18 protein-coding genes and 1 pseudogene are annotated in these 14,430 nt (G+C 49.4%); 7 read left to right on the forward strand and 12 right to left on the reverse strand.

Annotation, left to right across the window (positions count from 1 at the left end; all coding sequences use genetic code 11):
- Genes cysK through MRJ96_16040 form a run of 7 tightly spaced genes read left to right on the forward strand, consistent with a single transcriptional unit; the run spans position 1 to position 4,925 of the window.
- Positions 1-921: a cysteine synthase A gene (gene cysK / locus MRJ96_16010; protein MDR4502949.1), complete on the forward strand. Its 921-nt coding sequence runs from the start codon at positions 1-3 to the stop codon at positions 919-921.
- Between the two features lie 60 nt (positions 922-981).
- Positions 982-1,809 (forward strand): molybdopterin-synthase adenylyltransferase MoeB, encoded by an 828-nt coding sequence (gene moeB, locus MRJ96_16015; protein ID MDR4502950.1) that lies wholly within the window; start codon positions 982-984, stop codon positions 1,807-1,809.
- 36 nt (positions 1,810-1,845) lie between these two features.
- On the forward strand, positions 1,846-3,084 hold the full coding sequence (gene thrC, locus MRJ96_16020) for a threonine synthase (GenBank protein MDR4502951.1): 1,239 nt from the start codon (positions 1,846-1,848) through the stop codon (positions 3,082-3,084).
- Positions 3,081-3,356 carry a MoaD/ThiS family protein gene (locus tag MRJ96_16025; protein MDR4502952.1) on the forward strand — a complete coding sequence of 92 codons (276 nt, stop codon included), beginning with the start codon at positions 3,081-3,083 and terminating at the stop codon, positions 3,354-3,356. Before thrC ends, MRJ96_16025 begins: the two co-directional genes overlap by 4 nt.
- Entirely contained in the window at positions 3,356-3,595 is a 240-nt protein-coding gene (locus MRJ96_16030) for an NIL domain-containing protein (protein ID MDR4502953.1), read from the forward strand. The genes MRJ96_16025 and MRJ96_16030 overlap by 1 nt, the downstream gene beginning before the upstream one ends.
- Positions 3,596-3,607: 12 nt before the next feature.
- Positions 3,608-4,408: a molybdopterin-synthase adenylyltransferase MoeB gene (gene moeB / locus MRJ96_16035; protein MDR4502954.1), complete on the forward strand. Its 801-nt coding sequence runs from the start codon at positions 3,608-3,610 to the stop codon at positions 4,406-4,408.
- A 10-nt stretch (positions 4,409-4,418) separates the two neighbouring features.
- Positions 4,419-4,925, forward strand: a complete 507-nt coding sequence (locus MRJ96_16040; GenBank protein MDR4502955.1) for a M67 family metallopeptidase — start codon at positions 4,419-4,421, stop codon at positions 4,923-4,925.
- Positions 4,926-5,427: 502 nt separating this feature from the next.
- Here the strand turns inward: MRJ96_16040 and MRJ96_16045 are convergent.
- The 12 genes and pseudogenes from MRJ96_16045 to MRJ96_16100 form a co-directional block, all read right to left on the reverse strand.
- A complete protein-coding gene (locus tag MRJ96_16045; GenBank protein MDR4502956.1) occupies positions 5,428-6,099 on the reverse strand; it encodes a hypothetical protein in 672 nt (223 codons plus the stop codon).
- On the reverse strand, positions 6,092-6,616 hold the full coding sequence (locus MRJ96_16050; GenBank protein MDR4502957.1) for a peptidylprolyl isomerase: 525 nt from the start codon (positions 6,614-6,616) through the stop codon (positions 6,092-6,094). The genes MRJ96_16045 and MRJ96_16050 overlap by 8 nt, the downstream gene beginning before the upstream one ends.
- A gap of 40 nt (positions 6,617-6,656) precedes the next feature.
- The gene (locus MRJ96_16055) at positions 6,657-7,748 is read right to left on the reverse strand and encodes a hypothetical protein (protein ID MDR4502958.1); all 1,092 of its coding nucleotides are present in this window, start codon (positions 7,746-7,748) and stop codon (positions 6,657-6,659) included.
- The gene (gene tatC / locus MRJ96_16060) at positions 7,745-8,533 is read right to left on the reverse strand and encodes a twin-arginine translocase subunit TatC (GenBank protein ID MDR4502959.1); all 789 of its coding nucleotides are present in this window, start codon (positions 8,531-8,533) and stop codon (positions 7,745-7,747) included. Before tatC ends, MRJ96_16055 begins: the two co-directional genes overlap by 4 nt.
- 69 nt (positions 8,534-8,602) lie before the next feature.
- Complete coding sequence (locus MRJ96_16065) at positions 8,603-8,845, reverse strand: YdcH family protein (GenBank protein MDR4502960.1); 243 nt, start codon at positions 8,843-8,845, stop codon at positions 8,603-8,605.
- 99 nt (positions 8,846-8,944) lie between these two features.
- Positions 8,945-9,433 (reverse strand): ribosomal protein S18-alanine N-acetyltransferase, encoded by a 489-nt coding sequence (gene rimI / locus MRJ96_16070; protein MDR4502961.1) that lies wholly within the window; start codon positions 9,431-9,433, stop codon positions 8,945-8,947.
- A gap of 17 nt (positions 9,434-9,450) precedes the next feature.
- A complete protein-coding gene (gene tsaB, locus MRJ96_16075; GenBank protein MDR4502962.1) occupies positions 9,451-10,131 on the reverse strand; it encodes a tRNA (adenosine(37)-N6)-threonylcarbamoyltransferase complex dimerization subunit type 1 TsaB in 681 nt (226 codons plus the stop codon).
- A 62-nt stretch (positions 10,132-10,193) separates the two neighbouring features.
- Positions 10,194-11,015, reverse strand: a complete 822-nt coding sequence (locus tag MRJ96_16080) for a hypothetical protein (GenBank protein ID MDR4502963.1) — start codon at positions 11,013-11,015, stop codon at positions 10,194-10,196.
- The gene (gene radA, locus MRJ96_16085; GenBank protein ID MDR4502964.1) at positions 11,008-12,390 is read right to left on the reverse strand and encodes a DNA repair protein RadA; all 1,383 of its coding nucleotides are present in this window, start codon (positions 12,388-12,390) and stop codon (positions 11,008-11,010) included. Before radA ends, MRJ96_16080 begins: the two co-directional genes overlap by 8 nt.
- Before the next feature lie 74 nt (positions 12,391-12,464).
- A complete protein-coding gene (locus MRJ96_16090) occupies positions 12,465-13,352 on the reverse strand; it encodes a hypothetical protein (GenBank protein ID MDR4502965.1) in 888 nt (295 codons plus the stop codon).
- Positions 13,353-13,366: 14 nt separating this feature from the next.
- Positions 13,367-13,621 (reverse strand): hypothetical protein, encoded by a 255-nt coding sequence (locus MRJ96_16095; protein MDR4502966.1) that lies wholly within the window; start codon positions 13,619-13,621, stop codon positions 13,367-13,369.
- 156 nt (positions 13,622-13,777) lie between these two features.
- Positions 13,778-14,424, reverse strand: a pseudogene (locus MRJ96_16100) (DUF507 family protein).
- Positions 14,425-14,430 lie beyond the last annotated feature (6 nt).

The following is a 14,430-nucleotide window of genomic DNA, read 5'->3' on the forward strand; positions in this document are numbered from 1 at the left end:
ATCCGTTTAGCCCAAATCACAGACGGCATCGGGAACACTCCACTCGTGCGGTTAAACAGGCTCTCCCCACCAGATGGAGCTACCATCTACGGGAAAGCTGAGTTCTACAATCCCGGAGGGAGTGTCAAAGACCGGATCTGTCTTAACATGATTGATGAGGCGGAACGGCAAGGCCGCCTTAAGCCAGGCAGTACTATTGTCGAGCCAACCAGTGGAAATACTGGAATCGGCCTCGCTCTAGTCTCGGCTGTTCGGGGTTATAAATTAATTCTGGTCATGCCTGAGGGCATGAGTCTTGAGCGAGCCAGCCTCTTATCTTCCTATGGGGCGCAACTGGTTCTTACTCCGGCTCGGGAAGGCATGAGAGGCTCGATCAAAGAAGCGGAAAGTATTCTCAGTCAAAATCCTGAGTATTTTATGCCAGATCAATTTTCCAACCCAGCAAATCCGGCTATGCATAAAATGACCACCGCGCTTGAAATACTGGATGCCCTTGATGGACAAGTTGATGCCTTTGTCGCCGCGGTAGGTACTGGTGGTACGATTACAGGATGTGGAGAAGTGTTTAAAGAACGGAATAGCTCGACGCAAATCGTGGCGGTGGAACCATCCGGGTCACCCGTTCTCTCAGGTGGCGAACCTGGCCCTCATAAAATCCAGGGGATCGGAGCTGGTTTTGTTCCGAAAGTCCTGAATCGTTCTCTGCTGGATCAAATTCTTACGGTCACGGATGAAGAGGCTTATCAAAGCACGAAACAATTGGCCAAGAAAGAAGGTCTCCTGGTTGGCATTTCAGCCGGAGCCAATGTGTATGCGGCACAAAAAATCGCCGAACAACTGTCGCCCGGCCAAAATGTGGTCACCGTCTTATGTGACACCGGCGAACGATACCTCAGCATGGAAAAGTACTTTAATATTTGAGCCATCCCTACATCGTCACAAAAGAGTTGTCTCAGCATAATTCAACCATCTGTATGACTTATGGATTTCTCTGAAGATCAAATCAATCGGTACAGTCGTCACATCCTGCTTCCTGAAGTTGGAGGCAAAGGACAGAAGAAACTGTCGAAGGCACGCGTGTTCGTCGTGGGTGCCGGCGGACTCGGCTCACCTGTCGCGTTATATCTTGCCGCGGCGGGTGTGGGAACGATTGGATTAATCGACAGCGACGTGGTTGACTTGTCAAATCTTCAACGACAAGTCTTGCATCATACCCCGGATGTCAATCGCCCCAAAGTGACCTCGGCGAAAGAAAAGATTCTAGCGCTCAATCCCGACGTACAGGTCGAAACGTACGAAGATCGGCTCACGTCCGAAAACGCATTAGAATTGATCAAACAATATGATATTGTGATCGATGGCGTTGATAATTTTCCCGCAAAGTTCCTCATCAACGACGCATGTTATTTTGCAAAAAAACCTCTGGTCCATGGTGGAATCCTGAGATTTGACGGGCGAGTGTTTACGATCATCCCCGATGAATCCGCTTGTTATCGATGTATCTTCAAAGCCCCGCCTCCACCTGGCCTGGTCGCCAATTGCCAAGAAGCGGGCATCATCGGAGTGGTCGCTGGTATCATCGGAACCATTCAAGCGACAGAAGCGATCAAATTAATATTGAATATCGGAAACCCGTTGACAAATCGTATTCTAGACTTTAATGCCCAAACGACCCGATTTAGAGAAGTTCGCACCAAGCGTAACCCGAATTGTCAACTCTGTGGTGCCCAACCAACGATAACCGAACTATTTGACCATGAGCAGGAAGTCTGCCAACTTCAACCCTCGGCGGGTGTGAGCGTTTCGTAACGTTGCCCCACGGTCTCAGTGTGGGAGGATAGTGTTATGGCAAAAATGAAATCTCTTGTTTGTCGAGAATGCGGCAAAGAATATCCAACCAAAGACATCCACGTCTGTGAACTCTGCTTTGGTCCACTCGAAGTCAAATATGATTACGACGAGATCAAAACCACCATCTCACGTCAAAAGATAGAAACAGGCCCTAAAAGTCTATGGCGGTACATCGACTTACTTCCAATCGAGGGTCAGCCTACGGTCGGAATACATGCAGGGTTTACACCACTGGTGCGAGCCCACAACCTTGGAGCGTATCTAGGCATTGATGAGTTATATATTAAGAATGATTGCGTGAATCACCCGACTCTTTCGTTCAAAGACCGAGTCGTGGCGATCGCACTCACAAGGGCAAGGGAATTGGGGTTCGAAACCGTTGCTTGTGCGTCGACTGGCAACCTCGCCAATTCAGTCGCCGCTCACGCCTCATCAGCTGGCATGAAATGCTATGTTTTCATACCGGGAGACCTTGAGGCTGCCAAAGTCCTCGGAAACCTGATTTACCGTCCCAATGTTGTTGAAATCGAAGGTAACTACGACGACGTCAATCGTTTATGCAGTGAAATTGCCGGAGAACGCCGCTGGGCATTCGTTAACATCAATGTTCGTCCATATTATGCCGAAGGCTCGAAAACCCTGGCCTTTGAGACGGTCGAGCAGCTTGGCTGGCGAGCACCAGATCAAGTTGTCGTGCCTATGGCCTCGGGCTCTCTATTGACCAAGATATGGAAAGGCCTGAAAGAGTTTGAGAAGCTGGGATTAATTGACAAGGTGTCAACAAAGGTCAATGGGGCTCAAGCTCAAGGCTGTTCGCCTATCGCCACGGCCTATCAAAACGGACGAGATTTCTTTAAACCAGTCAAGCCTCACACGATCGCTAAATCACTGGCGATCGGAAATCCTGCAGACGGCTATTATGCGCTCAAAACAGCCGCAGAAAGTCAGGGGGCCATGGATTCTGTAACCGACGACGAGATCGTTGAAGGCATCAAATTGCTCGCGCAAACGGAAGGCATCTTTACGGAAACGGCTGGGGGCGTGACAATTGGAGTGCTTCGCAAATTAGCCAAACAAGGCCTCATTAAAAAACATGACGTGACGGTGGCGTATATCACCGGCAACGGGTTGAAGACCCAAGAGGCAGTCATTGATTCGGTCGGACGCCCCATCCGAATCCAACCCAGCTTATCTCATTTTACGAAGATTTTTGATGGACAGGAGACTGCATGACCAAAGTTCGCATCCCGACCCCACTTCGCCCGAAAACTGGGGGGAAGAGTGAAGTTGAAATTGAAGCCTCGACGATTTCAGAGCTAATCGAGAATTTGGAGTCTGCCTATCCGGGAATCAAAGAACGCATCTGTGATGAAACAGGAGAAATTCGTCGTTTCTTGAATATTTACCTCAATGAAGAAGACATCCGTTTCCTGGATGGGAAAAATACTCCGCTGAAAGCCACCGACGAAGTCTCGATCATTCCTGCCATTGCTGGAGGCGCCTGATGGCCAAATTGCGGTTTCATATCCGATATCCTGAAGAAAGGATTCCCGATCCCATTCTTCATGAAATCGGACAAGAATTCGACGTAATCACCAGCATACGTCGGGCCGATGTCCGTGAAACGACCGGTTGGTTAGACGTCGAATTTACCGGCGACGCAGATGAGATAGACCGAGCGATCTCGGCGCTTCGTGAAAAAGGCTGTATCGTCGATCCGATTGAACTCAACATCGTAGAATAGGGACCAGCAAGAGTGGAGTTAACCGAAGAGCAAATTCAGCGATATAGCCGCCATATCATTCTTAATGGTGTCGGTGGAAAAGGCCAACAAAAAATCAGGCAGGCGAAAGTCTTAGTCATCGGCGCTGGTGGGCTTGGCTCGCCTGCCGCTCTCTATCTAGCTGCGGCCGGCGTAGGGATCCTCGGATTAGCAGATGGAGACGTGGTTGATCTTTCAAACCTTCAACGTCAAATCCTTCACACGACTGATCGTGTTGGGACGTCAAAAGTTGAGTCAGGCCAGGCCATGCTCTCAGCCCTGAACCCTGATGTTCAGTTGAACCTTTACACCGAACATGTCAACACCTCAAGTATTTCAGAACTGATCCAAGGCTACGATATCATCCTTGATGGGTCAGATAACTTTTCGACGAGATTCCTCGTCAATGATGCCTGTTTCTTCGCAAAGAAGACCCTCATTTCTGGGAGCATTTTTCGCTTTGAAGGACAACTCGCCACGATCAAACCCCATGAAGGATTTCCCTGCTACCGTTGTCTGTACCCTGAACCGCCTCCGGCGGGCCTAGTCCCCAACTGCCAGGAAGCAGGAGTGCTTGGCGTACTTGCGGGGACCATCGGCGTCATGCAAGCCAACGAGGCCATGAAAGAAATCCTCGGTCTTGGGGAATCTCTGGCGGACCGCCTTGTGCTCTATGATGCGCTCGACATGACATTTAGAAGTGTGAAGCGTCCCAAAGCTCCAGACTGCCCGCTATGTGGACCCAATCCTACGATCACAACTCTTGAAGAGTACGAAATTTCCTGTAGCATTTAACACCGTTCACATGCTTACCATTCCACGTCCCGTCATCGATGACATGATCGTGCATGCACGAGACCTCGATCCACACGAATGTTGTGGCATGCTTGGAGGGAACGAAGGCATCGTGTCGCAACATTATCGGATTACCAATATTCTCGCGAAGCTTTCAGAAGGCGAGCTTGCGCGTTTTGATGCTCCAAAACTGTCCGACCTGAAACAACTCTCTCCGGAAGAGCGTGCTGATATTGCGTTTCAAATGGATGCCCAAGAAATGGGCAAAGCCCTTCGAGACATGCGTAACAAGGGTATCGCCCTGCAAGCCTTCTATCATTCTCATACGTTTAGTCCGGCTCGACCCTCACAAACTGACATTACCATTGCCATGGAATTCGAAAGTTACCGTGAAAAACTCAACTTACCAGAACCGTTCCACATCATCATCTCGCTTCTCGACAAGCACTCACCCGATATTCGTGCCTACCAGATCCGTAAAGGGCAATCCATGGAAGTCCAGACTTTGATCTCCTAACCTCGTCGTTTCAGTACAAGCCGTTGTAAATTCTCCATAAATTCCTAAAAAACCATAGACTTGCGCGACTGCTGCCTGACATAATACAGTCCTTTTTACGCATTAGTTATCTGGAGGCCTTATCCATGTCGACCCCCTGTAGAACTTGGTGCATTCGGACCCTGCTTATTTTGATCCTATTTGTTCTTATAGCATCGCCGATGATGAGTGCCGCTCAAGAGCCAGGACAAGTCAAATCATATTACAGCCCAATTGTTCGTCTTGAAGTCGAAAAAGGGTTTTTTCTTATCACAACCGACTCAGGAATCTTATGGGTTCAAGTTGCAGACAACGTCAAGCCACACCTACAGACACTCAGTCTAGGTGATATGATTGACGTAGTCGTCCAATTTCGCCCCGATAACCTGCCTCCCATTCTCCTATCCTGGAAACTGGCGAGAAGCGAATCTCCCTGCATCCTCTTCGATGGCAACACTTGCCGGAAGGAATAACCCCTTCGGCCTCATAATCGGTGTGTGGAAAATTTGGAGAGGTCTAGGATGATTTCTCCATCATGTGCTTCTCCAACAAGATTTTCAAAAAAACTAACAGGAATGGGTAACGTGTAATTCGAGGGGCGGAACATGACATCAATATTTCTGGGAACAAGAGAATAGGCTGGCTGGCGGCGATCATACACGAGACCAAACGGTGGAATGCTATAGACGGTCCGGTAATTGCTCAGCATAAAATGAAACTGCTTCCCTCGGATAAAGATCGCGCCTGACGTGACCTCTCTGGTTGTAGTGTTTAATGGACGGCTCAAATAAAACGTCACAAATTCTCTTGGCACTGCTTCTTGCAAAGCGGTGCCGACATGCTGACTCAAGAATTTGACTTCCTTTGGTGTAAAAGCCGGCATGCTTTCTGCCGAATCCATGAATAACAGTAGGAGAGACGAGCGGTGCTCTCGGACCAATAGACCCGAGAAAATTTGCGTCAGTTGTTCAACAGAGACGTCTGCAGGATGGGAATGGAGCGTCTCGGACACATCGGGATCAACATCCGGAGAGGCTTCCAGACGAACAAACGCCGTGGGATCTTCATAAATGACGTGTGAATAGAGGGGAGGAACGGCACATCCCGCAATCAGCATACTTCCCAGCAGCATGCCCAACACATCGCGTTTAGCCATCAATCTCGACAATCGACACCGTCATTTCGACCCGATCAAGAGGATTATCACGATCATCACGTTTCACGGCAACGATGCGATCTACCGTCTCCATGCCACTGACCACTTCTCCAAATGCCGTATACTGCCCATCGAGAAAATTCGCGTCAGAGACACAAATAAAAAACTGCGACCCCGCGCTGTCAGGATCTTGAGCCCGAGCCATTGAGAGCACTCCCCGTTTATGAGGCTGCCGATTAAACTCAGCCGCAACCTTGTATCCAGGCCCCCCCATACCATGCATGGAACGATCAGGACTTTTACTGTTGGGGTCGCCGCCTTGAATCATGAAACCCGGTATCACACGATGAAAGGTCGTACCATCATAAAACTGTTCTTTCGCCAACTGCACCATATTTTTGACGTGATTAGGGGCAAGGTCTTGGTAAAATTTGAGTTGAATTTCTCCTAAACGTTCGCCATTCACCGATACCGCAATGGTCGCACGTGTGCGTTCAGTTACTTCGACATCTGCCATACGCTCTATATCCTCCTCGATCGTACAAAATCATGCGATATTAATAATAAGGCCCGGATTGTGAGGTATGTTTCCCTAACCCTTCACTGACATTGACCCATGCCATGCCATCATTATCACTCCGAAACGCACCCGCACTTGTTCCTGCATACATTACCCCTTTCCCGGAGACAACTAACGTCTGAATGGCCGTTTCCGTCAAACCGTTATTCGCAGACTTCCAACTACGGGCGTTTTCGTCTAATCGATAGACTCCGCGACCGGTCCCAACAAACAAGCCCGCGTCTGACCACACGATACTCCGGATAGAATCATTCGGAAGTGTCCGACTGATGGTATGCCACGTCGTTCCATGGTCCGTACTCCGGAAAATTCCACCATCTTGTGTCCCCAAGAAAATATTGTCGTTCTTCCCCGTGGCCACAATCCTCAAAAATCGATGATGCAACCGTTCTTTAGGATCGACCAAGTCAGAAGCCTTGCCTTGCCATTTCGATGCCGTTTTCCCACTCATATCATAGCGAAAAAGACCTTTTCCCGCGGTCGCCGCCAACAGCATATGATCGCGAGTCATCGCCATACTTGCGATCAGCAACTGATCCAGTTCGTCCGCCACAGGACCCCATGTTTTCGTCGATTCCGTCCAACGAAAGATCCCCCTCCCAGTCCCGGCAAAAGTGCCTGTCGAATTCACTAGGAGAGATTTTACTTCAACTCGTTTCAAACCTTGATTAATCTTTTCCCATTCATCGCTATTGGCTTTAGTCCGAAACACACCTCCTCGAACGGTACCGGCATAGACCCGTCCCTCTTCATCGACGGCTAAACAAAGGAGAAAATGATCCGTTAACCCAACATTGACTGGCCTCCAGGTTTGACCTTTATCCTCGCTCCGAAACACTCCCATACCAAAAGACCCAGCGTACACCGTTCCTTTTTGAGTAACAGCCATGGCTTGAACGCTCGGAGAGAATGCTGCGGTGGCACTCCCAGAAGGCCCCTCATGAATGCGAGGTGTGGATCCGGCGATCGCGTCACTGACGAGTATCCCAGATAGGAAAAACACCCCGGCACTACAGAGAACAATCCCCACACGATTCAAGCTATTGAGAGATCCTGAGTGACCCTTCATCCGTTACGACCTCTTTCAGATGTCCCCTCAGAGACGAATGAATCCTGACCTTCTGGTTCATCAGAAGTTTCAGCAGATGCCCGTGGCTGCCAAAACACTTTGGCACCAATAATCCCAATTTCATAGAGAATGATGAGAGGAATCGCCATAAGGAGCATCGTAAAAAGTGTCGCATCCGGAGTCACGACAGCGGAAAGAATCAACGCAACCATCACCGCATGCTTTCGGTATTGACTGAGCATGGCCGGGGCAATAAACCCTACCCGCGCCAAGAGAGTCAGCACTAAAGGAATTTCAAACGCAAATCCAAAGGCAAGTAGAAACTTGACATTAAAATCGACATAGGTCCCGACGGCTAGCTCAGGGCTAATGGACCTGTCCATCCCAAAGGTCACAAAAAAATCTATGACGAGGGGCAGGATCACGAGGTTGCAAAAGACAAGACCAAGGACGAAGCAAGTCAGCCCAAGCACAAAGAGAGGAATCGCCCAGCCCTGTTCTTTCTTCAGTAAAGCCGGCTCGATAAACTTCCAAAACTGGTACAGAATCACAGGGACACTCGCCACGATGCCGGCCAGGAAAGAGATCTTGATGGACGCAAAGAGGGCTTCAGCAGGCGAGTAAAAAATGAGCGTATCTTCAAACGGCCGTTTAAACCAATCGATCAGCACCGAGGAATACGAAAAAGCGATCATAAAGCCGACTAAAACGGTCGCTCCCACGATGATGAGACGCCGTTTGAGTTCAGAAATATGTCGGCTTAAGGGATGGGCAACGGTGGGCATAATAGCTTCGTGAAGCAATCCGCGAGACAGCCCATGGAGATGTTCGAGTCTCCATGGGCTTAAAAACCATCAGGAAATAGCCATATCACATGAATCATTTCGTTGTTGTCGAACCAACCAAGCCATCCGGTCCTTTTTGCCAAGCTTTTCTTTCTGTAATTGCTTTTTGAGAATTTCTTCTTGAGGAGTCAAGACGTGATTCTTGAGCAGTTCCTGTAATTCGGCGTCAAGCCGGTGATGGGCCTCCTCTAATTCACGAAATTCCGAATTAGAGGCTCGAAGCTGTGCTGCAATTTCTTCGTCTGTCACCATGAGGACCCTCCTTCGTTGAGTGATTCATGAAAAAGACGACACCCCTGACCACATGAGAACGAACGGCTGCAACATTGTTATTGATGAGGATAAAAGCAGTCATGAATCTCGAGCCATAAGCATAGCATTCTCGTTCGGATTCGTATAGTAGTTCAGACGTGTACCATACGTAGAAAACCCGAATTTAACATATAGAGCCTGGGCGGATGTGTTCGATTCTCGCACCTCAAGAAGAGCACGTTGAGCGCCCTGCTTTTTCCCTGCGTCTAACGCATGTTGGACTAAGGCAGAACCTATGCCCCGGCGGCGCCAATCAATTTCGACGGCTATATTCATAAACCGGAGCTCTTCAAAGACTATCCAGACACAGATGTACCCAATGATGCCGCAAGCACTCGTGAGAGAAGACATTTCAGATGCAGCTGTTGTGTCAGGCTCACAACGCGCGACAAGGATCAGACTAAATTCATTGCCTTGCAATTCAGCCTCAAAGGATTTGCGAGACCAGGGCGAGGTAAACACTCGATTTTCAATCGCAACCAGCTCTTCAATATCTTCAAGTGATGCTTGAGAAAATCTAAATTTCACTGACTCATCTTCGCGTATCACGACACCCTTCTCTTGGCTTCCGCATAGGATGGAAGCACATATCGAGGGGTAACCCCGACTTGTGCATATTCTCCTCGTGCGAATCGAGGCAGACTAGCTAACGCCACACTGACAGCACTGGCTTCATGGACATCGGCTGACGCTGAGGTCCAGACAGGAGACTTTTCCACGATGATGTGCCGATGAATCAACCAACCCTCTCCAAAACCAACAACCGGCTCTTTAAAGAATTCTATCACCTGCTCTGCCTGACTGACATGATCATCGGTCACACGTTTCAATATCCCACGTTCCCAACGAAATCCCGCCCAATAGACCTCCTGGGCAGTGGCTTGTAACATCGGGCAAATAAGCCTGGTTTCTGACGGAATATTCCAAGCCAATGCTTCAAGCGTAGGCACTATCACGATTGGAATGTCAAGAGCCGTACGAAAGCCAGCCACCGTCGCTAAGCCAGCGCGTAACCCCGTAAAGGACCCGGGACCAATCGACACCGCCAACCCAGAAAATTTTCGCATGCTTAAATCTAAGGACCGCAACAATTCATCAATCTTGGGAATCAGCCATCGCGTATGGGACCCCCGAGAATCTCCATGTCTATACCCCAACACGCTGCTGTCCTCCAAGACAGCAATACTGTGTCGGCTGGTGGCTGTTTCTATTGCAAGGATGAGCATCGTTTCCTGCTGATCACAGAACATGTGGAGCTATCATGAGGTGCATCAAAATGCACGAAGAATCAGGCGGAGTTGATGACCAGCTCTTGAAAATCCAGCGTCACCGATCCCGATAGTTGATCGTCTTCGGCATGAATATGGAAAGGTAAATAAATGGGCGTCACGTCTGGTGATAATGATTGAGTAGAAACCGCTCGAAAATCTTGACAATCGATACTTCGCAACACTTCACCATCCCGACCAAGGTACTCAATCTGCATGATATCAGAACGAACCTTGTCGACTCGTAGACGAGTCAGAGAGACAGAGTTCGTACCAGCATGCTGGCCTGGGACTGTAGGAATATCGATCCGAAACACGTCCTGTTCTTCGAACAAACGAGCAAAAACAGGGGTCAATCCCTGGATTTTCCCTAAGACTGCATCCAATGCGTGTAAACTTAACTCCACCACCTGGCCGATATCTCCAACCCTCCTAAGCTCATGAATCTTCCCCGCAGCAGATTGCCCGTTGCCCGGCATGAGAAGCTCATAGTCTTCTCCATCACGGACAAACTGAAAAAACGTTCCTCCGACCGGGGTCAAACCTTTCAAGCGAATGGAATCTGGCCTCGTGTAGAACACTACACCAGGCATAGATCGGGAAATCGGCAAGATCGAACCCGTAATGGACACGTGAAACAAGCCCTTAAGATGGAGAATACGTTCTTCTCTCGCTTTCAACTTCCCAAGAATCTCAATGGCTTTTTCAGCAGAAATCGGTTTTTCAGGTTGCAGGGGCGTTGAAGTACAGCCATGAAGAAGCACACTGGCCGCGAGAACGATAATTAAGAGAAACCCGTTCGCGGAACAATGCACACAAAGCCCCCTGAATGGATTAGGCATTGGCCATCACCAGTTCAAATGCTCCACGTATTTCCTGAATCCCGATCATTTCCATGCCTTGAATGGGCTTCCATTTCTTTAGATTGCCTTGAGGCAGAAGACATCGTTCAAACCCGAGTTTCATAGCCTCACGAATGCGAATTTCCACCTGATTAACCGGACGCACTTCCCCACCAAGCCCTACTTCGCCCAACACGATCGTTCGCGAATCAAGCGGGATGTCTCGAAGACTCGAAAGGACAGCCACAACAATCCCAAGGTCCATCGTGGGCTCATCAATATGGAGCCCCCCCACGATATTGACATACACATCCTGTCCCGACAGATGCACGCCGAGACGCTTTTCCATCACGGCCAATAACAAGGCCACTCGATTCAATTCCACGCCGTTCGCCATCCGTTTCGGCATCGCATATCCCGTGTCTGCCACCAGAGCCTGAAGCTCGACCATGATAGGACGCGAACCTTCCAGGCTGGAAACGACGACTGAGCCTGTTGCCCGCTCAGGACGGCCGTTGAGAAATAACTCCGACGGATTATCAACTTCAGCCAAGCCTGCATCACTCATCTCAAACACGCCAATTTCGTTAGTCGCTCCAAACCGGTTTTTCACGGCCCGTAGAATACGATACGCATGAGATTTATCCCCTTCGAAATATAAGACCGTATCGACGATGTGTTCGAGCAACCGCGGCCCGGCGATCACGCCTTCTTTCGTGACATGGCCGATCAAGAACACGGGCACGCCGCTTCGTTTGGCATACCACATGAGTTGACATGCGACTTCCTGGACTTGACTTACGCTTCCTGGAGCTGAACTAATCTCTTCGGTAAAAACCGTTTGAATCGAATCGACGACAAGCGCTTGAGGTCTGAGTTCTTGGGCGACCTTGAAAATATCCTGCAATGACGTCGCCGCATAGACATACAGGTCGGGGGACAACACGTTCAAGCGATCGCCGCGCATTTTGATCTGTTGCACTGACTCTTCACCTGACACATACAACACATTCCCATCGCAAAAACATAGTGAAGGCAAAGCCTGAAGCAGGAGCGTGGTTTTGCCGATTCCAGGATCGCCCCCGACTAAAATCACTGAGCCTGGCACAACTCCTCCGCCGAGGACACGATCGAATTCACCTATGCCGGTCGGCAGCCGCATGTCTTCGACTCCAAGAATATCACCAATCGGCAAGGGCTTTTGAGGATTGGCTCCTACTCCAGAAGGCCGATGAACTCCGGCTTTCCGCATGACCTCTTCCTTCATGGAATTCCATTCATTACAGTCCGGGCAACGCCCACTCCACCGTGGAGCCTGATATCCACAGGCTTGACAACAAAAAGTCGACTTTGTGGAGGTCGTTTTTCTAGCCATCACACATTCTTAACTTCTATGCACATACCTACATCGGACATATGGCGAACAGCCGTAACAACAACAGCAACGCGTCACAAATATCGTCGAACCTTATTCCAGCTGCGAACGATTTTGGCGCGTCGGGGATATGTCTCTTTTGACTCTGATTCTTGAATAATGACCGTCTCAACCCGACGTTCTACCAAGACTTCGGCAAACTCAACCGTACGACCAATCCCGGCTTGCACGTTTTCCCAGCCGTCGGCCTTCAATGTATCGAGAAAGGCCACGAATGCCTCAGCTCCGAGTTTCACCACGATCGGAACCCCGACGGGAAACTGATGTTTTTTAAGCCAGTTACTGACGGCCTCGCTGGTACCATCGTTCGTACGATGAAGATAGATAATGTTGTAATAAAATTCCCCGAGTTTTTCGAGTTCCGAAGAAGCATCACGTTCAGGGGCAGGAAAGTGGTCTTCTCCAAGCGTCGATTGCCATAATGTCTGTAGAGTCTCTCCTGACTTCGGAGGCGGCAATAACGACATCAGGTCCACGAGCAGAATAGGCCTTCGCTTTTCCCAAGCAGCCAATAGACCTTCGGCCTCTTGATCGGACATGCGGGGGCTACCTTTGACTTTTGCCTTGACGATGAGATTCCCACGTAATCGAGGCACGAATTCCAAGTAGGCCTTCCCATCACCGCCGGTCATTGATTGTCCGATCAAACGGTTTTGAACAAAAAATTCTATATTTTCCCCGCCGAGCCCAATCCGTTTTCCTAAAAGTCCCTCTTTATACAGAAATGCCTGCAATTGCATGGGCTTACCGGGAAGCGCCAGAACATCCTGCACAAAGAGCTTCGCGTCAACCCGTTCTTCCGCCAACCCAACGCTCGATGACGCGAGCCATGCGAGAGCGATGGTGATGAAGAAAAGCCCTGCACAGCTCCTTTGCGGACGGTCGAGTCTTTTCACCTCCATGTTCTTCCGAACCATTAAAAAAGTCCCCGTCCCCGCTTACCGAATGAAAACGCATCGACAGCGGCGATAATGGCAAATTGAATGTAAATCCATGTCGCGACATGCCAATAAAACTTCCCGATGACAATCATGATAATCGAGGAAGCGATAAACCAATACCCTCGACGTTCCTCCCCAAGGTAAAGATGCCCTAACCCTGCAATCACCGACAGGGTCGCGGCTCCGACGCCATACCAGGTCTTCTCACGTTCATTGTCAAGGTTAGCCATGCTTCCCCTCTACCATACACCCATCGCCTTCTGATCGCCTCAGATTACCATGTGCTTTGCAGGTAGTTCCAGGCACAGTCCTGCCTCACCTATGATGACGATATTTTCTAGCGTGAGGAAAAAGAAAAAAACGATAAAAGGTGAGAGCAGAAAGGATTAACCAAGATTACGTTTTCGGAGTTCTTCAGAGTAGGTTTTTCGGTAAAGAACGTCCCACTCCTGAGACCCTTCCGGGATACGACGTGAATACGACTCTAGCTTCGCACACACCGCTTTCGTGATTTCCCGCTCAATATTCATCTGGTCATTCAAGACGCGCTTGATTTCCCTGAGGACCACCGTGGAGTCACTCTTTAACCTCACCTCACGATGGCTCTGCAGAAACCCGAGTATCGTATGAGCCAAGTGTGTCTGTTTGTCCTCACTCAATAGGGGCGTCATGGTGCAAGTCTCGACTGAAGAGAAACGGAGTGATGTGTTAATCGATAAACGTGTGATTCAACCGTAGATGGCCGCGATGGTTACAGGACAAGGCCACGTTCACGAACGAGTTTTTGCTTCACCATCGTAAACATTTTTTGATAATCCGCTTTCCCGCTTTCAAATTCCGTATCGAATTTTTTGAGGATTTCCCTGATCTCCGCGTTGAGGCGATCTTCCACTGAAAGTTCCTCGGTAATCGTATGCTCTAACCCTCGCAATAGCGAATCGGAGGACTGCGGTGCATCGAGATGATGTTGTGATTGCAGACGTGTGAGAAGTGTCGATGCGATCGCGTGAATCCGTTCTTTCGTCAAACGCATGGGGAA

The organism is Nitrospirales bacterium (assembly GCA_031315865.1).
Lineage (GTDB): Bacteria > Nitrospirota > Nitrospiria > Nitrospirales > UBA8639 > JAGQKC01.

What these genes read in the sequence shown, in the direction of transcription:
- MRJ96_16025 (MDR4502952.1), top strand. Translation starts at nt 3,081, where the DNA reads ATGACCAAAGTTCGCATCCCGACCCCACTTCGCCCGAAAACTGGGGGG.
- MRJ96_16095 (MDR4502966.1), bottom strand. Translation starts at nt 13,621, where the DNA reads ATGGCTAACCTTGACAATGAACGTGAGAAGACCTGGTATGGCGTCGGA.
- MRJ96_16040 (MDR4502955.1), top strand. Translation starts at nt 4,419, where the DNA reads ATGCTTACCATTCCACGTCCCGTCATCGATGACATGATCGTGCATGCA.
- tatC (MDR4502959.1), bottom strand. Translation starts at nt 8,533, where the DNA reads ATGCCCACCGTTGCCCATCCCTTAAGCCGACATATTTCTGAACTCAAA.
- MRJ96_16045 (MDR4502956.1), bottom strand. Translation starts at nt 6,099, where the DNA reads ATGGCTAAACGCGATGTGTTGGGCATGCTGCTGGGAAGTATGCTGATT.
- MRJ96_16055 (MDR4502958.1), bottom strand. Translation starts at nt 7,748, where the DNA reads ATGAAGGGTCACTCAGGATCTCTCAATAGCTTGAATCGTGTGGGGATT.
- MRJ96_16065 (MDR4502960.1), bottom strand. Translation starts at nt 8,845, where the DNA reads ATGGTGACAGACGAAGAAATTGCAGCACAGCTTCGAGCCTCTAATTCG.
- tsaB (MDR4502962.1), bottom strand. Translation starts at nt 10,131, where the DNA reads ATGCTCATCCTTGCAATAGAAACAGCCACCAGCCGACACAGTATTGCT.
- thrC (MDR4502951.1), top strand. Translation starts at nt 1,846, where the DNA reads ATGGCAAAAATGAAATCTCTTGTTTGTCGAGAATGCGGCAAAGAATAT.
- radA (MDR4502964.1), bottom strand. Translation starts at nt 12,390, where the DNA reads ATGGCTAGAAAAACGACCTCCACAAAGTCGACTTTTTGTTGTCAAGCC.
- MRJ96_16080 (MDR4502963.1), bottom strand. Translation starts at nt 11,015, where the DNA reads ATGCCTAATCCATTCAGGGGGCTTTGTGTGCATTGTTCCGCGAACGGG.
- MRJ96_16050 (MDR4502957.1), bottom strand. Translation starts at nt 6,616, where the DNA reads ATGGCAGATGTCGAAGTAACTGAACGCACACGTGCGACCATTGCGGTA.
- MRJ96_16030 (MDR4502953.1), top strand. Translation starts at nt 3,356, where the DNA reads ATGGCCAAATTGCGGTTTCATATCCGATATCCTGAAGAAAGGATTCCC.
- moeB (MDR4502950.1), top strand. Translation starts at nt 982, where the DNA reads ATGGATTTCTCTGAAGATCAAATCAATCGGTACAGTCGTCACATCCTG.
- MRJ96_16090 (MDR4502965.1), bottom strand. Translation starts at nt 13,352, where the DNA reads ATGGAGGTGAAAAGACTCGACCGTCCGCAAAGGAGCTGTGCAGGGCTT.